The 11,454-nt window shown below is 64.3% G+C and carries 9 protein-coding genes; 2 read left to right on the top strand and 7 right to left on the bottom strand.

Features of this window, described 5'->3' with window-relative positions:
- Positions 1 to 16 precede the first annotated feature (16 nt).
- Together ABIC63_RS28795 and ABIC63_RS28800 are read right to left on the bottom strand one after the other, a co-directional pair.
- Entirely contained in the window at positions 17 to 1,735 is a 1,719-nt protein-coding gene (locus ABIC63_RS28795; protein ID WP_354322307.1) for a hydantoinase B/oxoprolinase family protein, read from the bottom strand.
- The gene (locus ABIC63_RS28800) at positions 1,732 to 3,852 is read right to left on the bottom strand and encodes a hydantoinase/oxoprolinase family protein (protein ID WP_354322308.1); all 2,121 of its coding nucleotides are present in this window, start codon (positions 3,850 to 3,852) and stop codon (positions 1,732 to 1,734) included. The genes ABIC63_RS28795 and ABIC63_RS28800 overlap by 4 nt, the downstream gene beginning before the upstream one ends.
- A gap of 194 nt (positions 3,853 to 4,046) precedes the next feature.
- On the opposite strand from ABIC63_RS28800, the gene ABIC63_RS28805 reads away from it, so the two are divergent.
- Positions 4,047 to 4,712 carry a TetR/AcrR family transcriptional regulator gene (locus tag ABIC63_RS28805; RefSeq protein WP_354322309.1) on the top strand — a complete coding sequence of 222 codons (666 nt, stop codon included), beginning with the start codon at positions 4,047 to 4,049 and terminating at the stop codon, positions 4,710 to 4,712.
- 504 nt (positions 4,713 to 5,216) lie between these two features.
- Here the strand turns inward: ABIC63_RS28805 and ABIC63_RS28810 are convergent.
- The 5 genes from ABIC63_RS28810 to ABIC63_RS28830 form a co-directional block, all read right to left on the bottom strand.
- Positions 5,217 to 6,116 carry a PepSY-associated TM helix domain-containing protein gene (locus ABIC63_RS28810; protein WP_354322310.1) on the bottom strand — a complete coding sequence of 300 codons (900 nt, stop codon included), beginning with the start codon at positions 6,114 to 6,116 and terminating at the stop codon, positions 5,217 to 5,219.
- Entirely contained in the window at positions 6,103 to 6,357 is a 255-nt protein-coding gene (locus tag ABIC63_RS28815) for a PepSY domain-containing protein (protein WP_354322311.1), read from the bottom strand. The genes ABIC63_RS28810 and ABIC63_RS28815 overlap by 14 nt, the downstream gene beginning before the upstream one ends.
- 28 nt (positions 6,358 to 6,385) lie before the next feature.
- Positions 6,386 to 8,818, bottom strand: a complete 2,433-nt coding sequence (locus tag ABIC63_RS28820; protein ID WP_354322312.1) for a TonB-dependent siderophore receptor — start codon at positions 8,816 to 8,818, stop codon at positions 6,386 to 6,388.
- A 232-nt stretch (positions 8,819 to 9,050) separates the two neighbouring features.
- The gene (locus ABIC63_RS28825; RefSeq protein WP_354322313.1) at positions 9,051 to 10,031 is read right to left on the bottom strand and encodes a FecR domain-containing protein; all 981 of its coding nucleotides are present in this window, start codon (positions 10,029 to 10,031) and stop codon (positions 9,051 to 9,053) included.
- Entirely contained in the window at positions 10,028 to 10,558 is a 531-nt protein-coding gene (locus ABIC63_RS28830; RefSeq protein WP_354322314.1) for a sigma-70 family RNA polymerase sigma factor, read from the bottom strand. The genes ABIC63_RS28825 and ABIC63_RS28830 overlap by 4 nt, the downstream gene beginning before the upstream one ends.
- Before the next feature lie 405 nt (positions 10,559 to 10,963).
- Here ABIC63_RS28830 and ABIC63_RS28835 point away from each other — a divergent pair.
- On the top strand, positions 10,964 to 11,454 hold a 491-nt coding region (locus ABIC63_RS28835; RefSeq protein ID WP_502935929.1), incomplete at its 3' end, for an IS21 family transposase.

Below are 11,454 nucleotides of genomic sequence, written 5' to 3' on the forward strand. Positions count from 1 at the left end.
AGAGGTGCTGGCAGAGTCAGGCAGCGTTGCGCAGCACTGCCGTCTTCTCTCGGTCAATCTTGCCGGTGTGTGGATCTGCCACGGCAAGGTAGTGCTCGCGCACGAAGGCGGCCGACAGCTTGTGGTCCCAGACGTCCTGCTCGATGTCATCGAACGGACGTGCCAGCGGATCCCCGAAGCCGCCGCCGCCAGGCTGGATGTGCGTCACGAGATCGTTGCGCGCGATCTGCCGGCCGACCTTGCTGGGCAGGGACTGGACCACGCCCTGGTGGTCCAACAGATTCTGCGCCGCCTGCGCGGGCTGGCCACCCTGCAGGCCATACGGGCGGAACTTCATGCGGTCGGCGCGCAGCTGCAGCAATACGTCGTCGCCCAGCACGCGGTAGCTGCGCCGGATGCCCAGGCCGCCCCGGTAGCGGCCTGCACCGCAGGTGTCGGCCGCCAGTTCGTAGGCTTCGACGCGCACGGGGTGCTGCGCCTCCAGCGTTTCTACGGGTGTGTTCGACAGGTTCTGCGAAGCGTTGGTGATGGCTTCGATGCCATCGCTCTTGGGCCGGCCACCCCAGGCGCCGCAGATCATGTCGACGATGATGTAGGCCTCTCCACTGTCCTTCTTGCCTGACAGGCAGACCACCGTGTTGCCGCCTTCGCCGGCGGCCGGCACGTGGTCAGGCACCACCTGTGCCAGCGCGCCCAGCATGGCGTCGAACACGCGGTAGCCGGTCAGCGCACGCGCGGCCACGGCCGCTGGCGACACCGGATTCAGTACCGTGCCCTCGGGCACCGTGACCTCTATGCAGCGAAACACCCCGGCGTTGTTGGGCACGTCGCCCTTGAGCGCACAACGCACACTCAGGTAGGTGCAGGACTTGGTGTACGACAACGTGGAGTTGATCGCCGCACGCACCTGCGGCGACGAGCCGGCATAGTCCACGCTGACGTGGTCCTCATGCACCGTGACGGCCACGCGGATCGGAATCGGCGCGTCGGACAGGCCATCGTCGTCGATGAAGTCCTCGAAACTGAACGTGCCTTTGGGCCAGCGACGGATTTCGTCGCGCGTGAGGCGCTCGGCATAGTCCAGCAGCTCAGCGAAGTAGCTGCGGCTGGCGTCGCGGCCATAGCGGTCCAACAGCTTGCCGAGCTCGCGCACACCGACCTGGCAGGCCGCGTATTGCGCGCGAAGGTCTCCCAACACGCGGTCGGGCACACGCACGTTCTGCGCGATCACGCGCTCGATGGTCTCGTTGACCTGGCCGGCTTCATACAGTTTGAGCACCGGTATGCGCAGGCCCTCTTGGTAGATTTCGGTGGAGTCGCTCGCATTGGAGCCCGGCACGCGGCCACCGACATCGGTGTGGTGACAGATCACCACGCAGAAGCCCTCGATCTCACCCTGGTAGAAGAAGGGCACGAACATGAAGATGTCCGGAAGGTGCATACCGCCTTGATAGGGGTCGTTGACGATCACGGCATCGCCCGGCTGCAGGCTGTCACCGTAGCGCTTGCGCACTTCGGCCATGGCCTCGGGGATGGCGCCCAGGTGCAGCGCGATCGTCTTGGCCTGCGCAATCATCTGGCCATGCCGGTCGCAGATCGCAGCGGAGTAGTCCATGACATCTTTGACGATCTCCGAGCGCGCGGTGCGCAGCACGGTGTAGGCCACCTCGTCCACGATGGAATCCATCGCGTTCTTGACGACGGCAAAAGTGATGGGGTCGATGGCGCGGCTCATGCGGATGCCTCTTCGATGTCGATGATGATGTTGCCGATGGCGTCGGCATGCGCGAAACAGCCAGGCGGGACGACGATGGTGGTGTCGTAGGACTCGATGACCAGCGGTCCTGCAATCCGCTCAGCGCCAACGCCAGCGCGTGGCATGACGCGGGTGGTTCGCGGCGCCTCGCCCGGCGCGAAGCTGACCTGGCGCTCCCCCTCCGTGCCCTGCAGCGCGCTGGTGTCCACACGGCACTGACCGAAGTCCAGCCGGTGCGGGCTGGTGCCGTGCGCGCTGACGCGCAGGTTCACGAGCTCGAGTGGCTCTTCGCTGCTGTAGCCGAAGGTCTGTTGGTACAGCGCGTTGAAGTCGGCGGCCAGCTGGGCAAGTACCTCTCCGTCAACGGCAGCGCTGCGCAGCGGCACCGTGAGCTCAGAGCTCTGGCCCAGGTAGCGCACATCTGCATAGTGCGACACGCGCGCGGCAGATCCGCGGTATCCCTCGCCAGACAGCACGGTGTAGCCCTGGTCGTCCAACGTGCTTAGGATTCGCGCGAGGTCGCCGTGCACGCAGGCGTCCAGCGGGCGCAGCACCGCCTTGACGAAGTTGTGCTCGGCGTCGGCTGACAGCATGCCGGCCGAGCAGAAAACGCCGGCCATGATGGGCGCGAGCACGCGCCGGATGCCCAGGATGCGCGCCACGGCCACAGCATGCAGCGGGCCGCCGCCACCGAAGGCGATCATGGACATGTCGCGCGGATCCAGGCCGCGCTCCACAGTGACCGCACGGATCGCGCGCGCCATGCTCACATTGGCCAGATGACGGATGCCGTGGGCCGCCGCCAGCGTGTCCATTTTGAGCGGGCCGCCGACATGCCTGTCGATGGCCCGCGCCGAGAGCGCGGGGTCGACCGGGAGACTGCCCCCGGCCAGGGCCTGCGGATTCAGGTAGCCCAGCGCCATGTTGGCGTCGGTGACGGTCGGACGGTCATTGCCTTTGCCGTAGCAAGCCGGCCCCGGCGCGGCGCCGGCCGACTCGGGGCCTACGCACAACAAGCCGCCAGCATCGATCCACGCGATGGAACCACCGCCGGCGCCGACCTCGGCGATGTCGATCGCCGGCACCTTGAGCACGTAGCCGCCGCCCTTGACGAAGCGGCTCGGTGCACTGATTCCGTCGCGGAACTCGTACTCGTTGGTCAGCGATGGCTGGCCTTTGACGACGATGGCCGCCTTGGCCGTGGTACCCCCCATGTCGAAGACGATCATGTCGTCGTTGCCGCCCAGCGCGCCGATGCGTGCCGCGCCGGCCACGCCGCCGGCCGGCCCCGAAGCCACTGCAAAAACTGGCTTGTCGCTGGCCGCGCCGATGCCCATCATGCCGCCGTTGGAAGCCATGACCTGCAGCGAGGCCTCGATGCCCATGGCTTGGAGGTCCTCGCGCAGTCGCGCAAGGTAGGTGCGCATGGCCGGCAGGATGTAGGCGTTGACCACCGTGGTGCTGGTGCGCTCATATTCCTTGATCTCAGGCAGCACTTCGCACGAGACGCTGAACAGTACACCCGGAAAGCGCTTCTGCAGCACGGTCTTGGCCTGCAGCTCATGCGCAGGGTTGATGTAGCTATTCAGGAAGCAGATGGCGATGGCGTTGACGCCTTCAGCCACGAGCTCACCGGTTTCCTCCACGAGCTGGTTCACGTCCAGCGCGGCCACCACGCTACCGTCGGCCGCGATGCGCTCGCGGATGCCCCGACGCCAGCGGCGCGTGGCCAGCGGCTGCGGCTTCTTCCAGGCCAAGTCGAACATGGTGGGCGTGCGGATGCGGCCGATCTCCAGCACATCGCGAAAGCCCTCGGTGGTCAGCACGCCGGTGTTGGCACCGACCTTCTGCAGGATGGTGTTGGAGGCGGTGGTCGTGCCGTGGACGATTTCCGTGATGTCTTCGGGCCGGATACCGGCTTGGTCGATCAGCGACTGCAGGCCTTGCACGATGGCCCGGCCCAGGCTGTCCGGCGTGGTCGAGGTCTTGTTGACGAACAACCGCCCGTCGGGCATCGCGAGCACGATGTCGGTGAATGTTCCGCCAATGTCGCACCCTACGCGTGCGCCCTTGCTCTGGTTTAGTGCAGTGGCCATGAGGTTCCGCTGTGGTTTGGTTGAAAATGCTTCCGAAGTGATTAACTAACTAACTGGCTAGTCAAGTTGTGTGCCAATGTACGAGCCGTTTTGCGCCGGTGTCAAGGGTGATGTCGATACGGGCGCAAGCGAGCTTTCAACAACCTGCTTGGTAGACTGACCAGGCGCCAAGCGAGCCCCAGAGCAACCGATCCATGACCCAGACACCGGCAACTGAACGCAAGCCCAAGCCGCGGAACGCGGTCGCTACGCGGGAGAAGATCCTCAAGATGGCCAGCCGCGAGTTCGCAGCGCACGGGTTCGAGGGCACGCGGATCGACGCCATCGTGGCGCGCTGCAAGATCAGCAAGAACCTCATCTACCACTACTTCGACAGCAAGGAAGCGCTGTTCATCGAAGTCATGGAGCGTGCCTACGGCGCCATGCGAGAACGGCAGAACGAATTGCAACGGTCTGGCGATCCGGTGCAGGACATGCGCGACCTCGTCCAGAAGACGGTGCAGCATTTCATCGACCAGCCGGACTTCCTGCAGTTGTTGTCCAACGAGAACCTGCACAAGGCCAAGCACATTCGCAAATCCAAGGTGATCTCGGAGATGTTCAACCCTTTGCGCGAGGCACTCCAGGACATCTTGGAGGACGGCAAGGCACAAGGCGTTTTCAGGCAGGATGCCGACTGGGTGGACCTGTACGTGTCGATCTCGGGCATCGGTTCGTACGCGCTGACGAACCGCTACACACTGTCCTATGTGCTCGGAGTCGATCTAGGTGCTGCCGAGCGACAGCAAGCACGGCTCAAGCACGCCGCTGACGTCGTTATCAGCTACCTGTGCGATCGCAGCGATTCGTCGGCAAGCTGAGCACTTAGCGGCACTGCGCCGGCCTGTTGCGTCCAGGCTGCGTCCTCGACGCGAACAGCCGATCCGCCTGCCCTATCCCACTGCGGAGCCTTGGCTGCGGGCTGGCTGCACGGTCCTTCGATACGTACAGAGTACGACGCGCAGCGGAGCGCACCGCAGGCCAGATCTCAGCAGACCATCACGACGAAGCGATCATGAATCGCCCTGACGCGAATTACTGCGGGACGTGCGCCACGGCGATCGGAACGGCTCCGTGCCTCAGGGCCAAGCCAGGCAGGGCAATGAAGAAGCCGCAGACCAACATCCCGGGAGATGTCCGTCTGCGGCCTCCATGACTTCTATTGATGGATCTAGATCCGGTCGCGCGGATCGTGCCAGCCACGACATCCATGCCGCAGAGCCCAAAGCCGTTGTTCGTCTTTCTGAGTGTGCCGTCAACGGCCGCATCAGTGCCGGTCCGTGACATCCGTATCGATCGTCAACGACGTGCCACGGCGATCATCGTCACCGCTTCACACTCGCGCGGCGCTGCCTGTCCCACCATAGCCAGAGGCCGCTGACCAACACAATCACGGTGACGCCGTCCAGCACCGTCCACAGCAGCTTGAGCGGCAGGGCGCCGTAGTCACCGAAGTGCAGCGGGCGCGAGAGCTCCAGTGTGCGCAGATACCACGGCATGTGGACGATCGCGCTGAGCTTGCCAGTGGAGGCATCCACCAGCACGGGCTGCAGCATGCGCGAGGTTAGCGGCGTGTCGCCCGCGGCCCAAAGCAGGTAGTGATGGGGGCTGCCGTACTGGCTGCCGGGCATGAGCATGGTGCCGATGTGGACTCCTGGCAGGTCCTGTTCGGCAACGTGGATGGCTGCGTCGAGCGACGTCCATTGGCCGGGGGACGGTGTTCCGCCTTGCGCCTCGGCGCTCAGTTGCAGCGCCAGCGGTCGCACCTGCGTGGCCGTCCAATGGGCGAACAACGGCTTGGATAACTGGTTGAAGGCGCCTGTCGCGCCCATCAGCAGTGCCCAGGCGAGCGAAACGATGCCGAGCAGGTTGTGCAGATCCAGCCAGGCGATGCGCGCGCTACGCTCGCGACGCACGGTGCCGAACTTTCGGCCGTTCATGAAGGGTGCGTACAGCAGCAGCCCGGAGACATTCGCCAGAACAAACAGCAACGCCATGACACCCATGAAAATGCCTCCGACCAGGCCCGCGAACAGGTCGGTGTGCAGTCCGCGCATGATGTGCATGAGCGTGCCGACGTCGAGCCCGCCTTGACCGGCAGCGGGAACCTGGCCGATGAGTTTGCCGCTGTGGGCGTCGTAACGCAGTCTGTGCACGCGGCTGCCGGCGGCGTCCCGCGCGCTCTTCATGCCGATGAGCACGACCGGCGCCTCATCGTCGCGCACTACATACTCGGGCCATCCATCCTGGATGGCGGCTCAGTGCATCGGCCACGACGGCGTCGATGTCCGCGCGGAGCCCGGCCACTTCCCGCGGCACGGAATGGAGCCAGTCATCGATCTCGTCCGAGTACACGAGCGGAAGGCCGGTGATGCACACGAGCAGCATGGCCAGTGTGCAGATCAGACTGGAGACCCTGTGGATCCAGAACCAGCGTTGCAGCGCCTTTGCAGTCATCGCAGCCATCGGCTCAGGCTCTGTCGCTCACCTTGCATCAGTAGCTGGCACGCAGAGTGAACATTACATTGCGCGGTTCACCCCACACGCTGTAGAAGCGCGAAGGAACGCGGGCGTAATAGGCCTTGTCGAAGAGGTTGTTCACGTTGACGGTGGCCAGCAGATTCCTGTTGATGCGATAGCCGAACTGTGCATCGAACACCGCGTAGCCGCGTTGCGGGTCGGCGCCGCGGCTGGTTGTGCTCTGCGCGCGCATACCCGCGCCCAGGAACCAGCCCCGCAGTGCCTTGTCCTGGAATTCGTAGCGCGTCCACAGCTTGAAGCTGTTGCGCGGTTCCTCGGCCGAGTAGATCGCGCCCAGCTGAGTGGGGTCGTCCACATAACGGGTGAGCAGGCGCGTGTATCCGGCATAAATGTCCCAGCCCGGACGGATGCGGCCCGCCACTTCCATTTCCCAGCCTTGGCTGCGCACCTTGCCGCTCGCCATATAAAAGGTGGGATTGTTTGGATCGGCCACGGCGCGGTTCTCGTCATTGATCTGGAACGCGGCAATGGAAGCGTTCAGTCGTCCGTTCAGGAACACGCCCTTGGCACCCACTTCGTACTGCTTGCCTTCACGCGGCTTGAGAGCGGCGTTGCCCACAGCCAACTGCGTCTGGGGCTGGAATATCTCGGTGTAGCTTCCGTACACGGAGATGTTTGGCTGCAGGTCGTAAACCAGGCCGACCTGCGGCGTGAACTGGGTGCCGACACTCGGATCTTTCTGCCAGGCGCCGACCGTGGGCAGGATGTTCTGCGAGCGGCTCTCAAAACGGCTGAGGCGCCCGCCTAACGTCAGGGTCAGCCGATCGGTGAGGTGTGTACGCAGCTGCCCGTAGACGCCGGACTGCTCACTGCGGCTGTTGGATCCGAACTTGAACGGAATGGGTTGTTCCGGCTTCTGGACGTTGCGCAGGTCCACGTCGGGGATCTGCACATTGCCGCTGAGCGAGGTCTGGCGACGCCAAGCCTGATTGAAGCCCACCACGACTTCGTGGTTCATTCCAGCCAGATTGAATTTGCCTGAGATGTTGGCATCGAGACCGCGCCATAGCGTGTCGCCGTCCTGCGCCTGCAAGGTGTAGCGGGAGTGATAGTTGAAGCCCGGGCCGGGATTCACATAGCCATAGCGTGAGTCACCATCCACGCTGCGGTCGAGATACACCACCTTGGCCTGCCAGTTGCTGTTGAAGCGGTGGGTTAGTTCCGCAAAGTACTCCGTGGTGGTGTTGTCGGCGCCGCTCCAGTCTGTGCCGTAGAAAGTGGAGCGTGGCAGGCGCACAAATGAGCCATCCGCATGGGCGCCCACGCCGTAGTCGATGCCGCGGTCATGTCTTTTCTGCGCTGTGGCGGAAAGGGTGAGCATGGTGTCCGGCGTGAGATCGGCCTCGATCACGCCGTAGCCCATGAGGTTGCGGTCACGGCCTTCGTCCAGAAAAGTGCCGTAGCTCTGGCCGGCCAACACGACGCGTCCGCGGACGCTGCCGCTCTCATTGAGAGGACGGGAGATGTCCAGCTCCGAACGGCCGCGTCCCCAAGAACCCGCCGACAGGGTGCCCGCGATGCTGGGCTCTGCCGTGGGACGCTTGCGCACCATGTTCACCGTGCCTGCGGGGCTGCCTGCGCCCTGCAACACGCCCGCGGGACCTCGCAGCACTTCGATGCGGTCGTACATGGCCAGATCGAACTGACTGAGGTATTGCAGGCCGTTGTTGGCGGGAATGCCGTCGTACTGCACGTCAGACTGATAGCCGCGGGCCTGGAAGTAGGCCGTGCCGTCGCCATAGGGAAACGTCGTCACGCCCACCACCTGCCGTAGCGCGTCTTCCACGGTCATGAGGTTCTGGTCTTCAATCTGCTGGCGTGTGACCACGGAGACTGACGCAGGTACCTCCTTCCATGGAATGGGCACCTTGGTGCCCACGGTCACTTGGCGCGGTGCGTAGCTGCCCGTTCCCTCGGTGAGGGCACTTGCTTCGGCGTTCCCTGTCACCACCACGGTTTCCAGGGTGTGGGACGCTTCGCCCTGCCCCAAAGGCGGCTGAGCCCTGCGCTGTAACTGCCAAGCGCCGCTGGCACTGCGCACCGCCTGGAGCTCGGTGTTGCGCAGCAGCAGGGCCAGGCCTTGCTCGGTTTCGAACCGGCCTTGCAGACCTGACGTGCGGATACCCTCCACCAGCGCGGGCTCAAAGCTGAGTGTGATCCCGGCTTGGCTGCCAAAGGCATAGAGCGCAGCGTCGAGCGGGCCGGCGGACAGGTTGAATGCCTGCGCTGTGTCCTGGGCGGCGCTCTTCGTCGGCGCGGCCACCGGCTGTGCGGCGGCGTTCAGCGTGGCCAACGTGCACAGCGCAGCAGCCAATGCAATGGGGTTGAAGGTCTGCTTCGGGCGGGCAGGGGCAGGGCCCGAGGCCTTGCGCAGCGAGGTATGCATGAGAACGTTGCTCCAGGGAGTGGCGACGCGCTTTGAAAGTTGGCGCTTATTCCCTTGTCGAAGCAGCCCTGGAAAAGGGCCATGCAGGTCGACCGATCAGCATGTCGGCGGCTTCGGCGCCTTACGTCAGGAACCTTCGTGCCGTTGGGGCGGCATGTTCAACCGCCTTGCTGACCTCTAGATCCAGTCCTGTGAGAGGCCCACCTTGGCTCTGCAGGAAATGCCTGGTTCTTCAGGAGTCTTCCGACTTCGCGGTCAGCGTGACCCAGTACCGGGTGCGTTCGCGAATCGTGAGGGAAAGGGATTCCGTAATCGCCCGCAGCGTTCGGTCCGTATCGTCGAGCTGGAACACGCCGGAGATCCGCAGGTTGGCCACTTCCGGCGCACAGCCCAGAATGCCACGCCGGTAGCGGGCGATTTCCGCCGTCAGATCGACCAGCCGCATATTGCGCGCCACCAGCACTCCATCGCGCCAGGAGACATCGTTGTCGTCCGCAGCCTGTTTGTCACCCACACCACGCCCGTCGAACTCGGTCTGCATGCCCGTGGGCAACTCCACTGCTTGATCGGCGTCTGCGCGCGCCGGCTGGATGCGCACGGCATGCTGCAGAACGGCCACGCGCCAGCGCGCGTCCTGCAGTTCCCTCACCAGAAAGCGTGTACCCAGTGCGCGCACGCGGCCCGCATCCACCACGACTTCCAGTGGAGGCAAAGGCGGATCGGAATGCGCGGTCTCCACTAGCATTTCCCCGGCGACCAACTCAAGCGCCCGCTCGGTGGCGGTGAACCGCACGTTGACGGCGCTGCCCGTGTTGAGCCAGATGCGGCTGCCATCAGCCAGCGTTTCCGTGCGGCGCTCGCCCACCGCCGTTCGATATTCCGCCGCCCATTCGCGGCCGAAGACGCGCCACATCCACCAGGCGACGGGCGTGGTCAAAGCCACGGTGAGCACGCCCCGCACCGCGTGACGCCGTGCCTGGCCCGCAGCGCCCAGCGTTGTGAGACCTATCTCCTGAGGCACCTGCGCCAAAAGCAGACGCAGCTCTTGCGCAGCCTGCCAGGCACGCTCATGATCAGGACTGCGATCACGCCAGAGCTGCAAGGCGCCCAGACGGTCTTCATCCAGCTCGCCCGCGTGCTGTAGCACCATCCAGTGTGCGGCCTCCTGGGCCAGCTGCGCCCGATCCGCGGCAGGGCCGGCGTCCGCGCTCATATCATCGCCGCGATGCAAAGGGCGAATCCTGCCTGCATGTCGCGCTTGACGGTTCGTACCGACACGTTCATGCGCCGCGCAATCTCGTCGTAGGTAAGGTGTTCCAGCTGCGATAGGAGGAAGACCTCGCGGGCGCGTGAACCCAGAGCATCCAGCATCTGATCGATGCGTTGCAGCGCCTGCAGCACCATGAGGCGCTCTTCGGGGGAGCAGGCCAAGGGCTCAGGCTGGTGCGCCAGTGCTTCCAGATAGGCGCGCTCCAGTGTCTGCCGGCGGAAATGGTCCACCAGCAATCCATGGGCTACTGTGCGCAGATAGGCCCTGGGCTCGCGTAAACCTTCTACCGTTGCCGTGTCTTTACTGGGGCGGATGAACGCCATGAACACGTCATGCGCCAAATCTGCCGCATGCTGGACATCACCCAGCTTGCGTTGAAGCAATGACTGCAGCCACCCGTGGTGGTCGCGGTAGAGTTGCTCTACGCTCTTGTGCTCGGAGGTGTTGAAGGAAGAGAGTGCGACGGGCATGGGGCGACGACCATGGCATGACTCGCGCAAAGATGAGAATCGTTCTCATAATAGTCGATACGGAAGAAAGAGGCGCGGTTCGACGCTATGACGCTCGCGCAGCCGCTTCTGCGAGTGCAGGTTCACGAGGTCCCGTGCGCCACCCCGAGTTCGTCGTATCGGCCGCACCGAGTGAACGCCGCATCCCCCCGTCGTGTTTACGGCCACGGCGATCTTCGAAGCGAAGCGCTCCGCGGACGCGGCGCAGTTCATCTCGTTCGCGCACAACGGATGTGCTGACCTGTACGGGCGCAGGGGTGTTGGCGCAGACCGAAATTTGAGCCAGTTTTGAAGGGTCTGCCGACCTAAAACTGAGCCAGGTGAACAACCTGCTCTGCTGCTTTTTTGTGCAGCAGAGGAAGAGGAGTGATCACATGGACACCAATCCGGCGGCTTTACAGCCGGGGCAACAAGTCTGAGCGCCAGATCGCGCGCATCACGGGGCTGTCGAGTAACACGGTCTCCAAGTGGCTGCACGGCCAGGTCGACGGCCCGCCGAAGCACCAACGCGGCGAGCAGCCCACCAAGCTCACGGCGTTCCACGAGGCGCTGCGTCAGGCCTTGACGGTCGATGCCCGGCGACCAAGACAGCAGCGGCGCACAGCCCGAGCCCTCTACACCGAGATCAAGGCGGCCGGCTACGAAGGCGGCTACAGCCGCGTGACCGACTTCATCCGCGCCTGGCGCCAAGGCCAAGGCCAAGGGGCTGCGACCAACGCCTTCATCCCGCTGGCCTTCGCGCTCGGCGAGGCCTGCCAGTTCTGTCAGTGGCACTCCAATAATCCCCAGTTGTGGCATCTGAAATTTCCCCACCCATCGACAACGCGAAGGAGCGAGAGATGGAAAAGGAAAAGCAA

The sequence above is a fragment of the Pseudacidovorax sp. 1753 genome, assembly GCF_040544975.1.
In the GTDB taxonomy this organism is placed as follows: Bacteria; Pseudomonadota; Gammaproteobacteria; order Burkholderiales; family Burkholderiaceae_C; genus Xenophilus.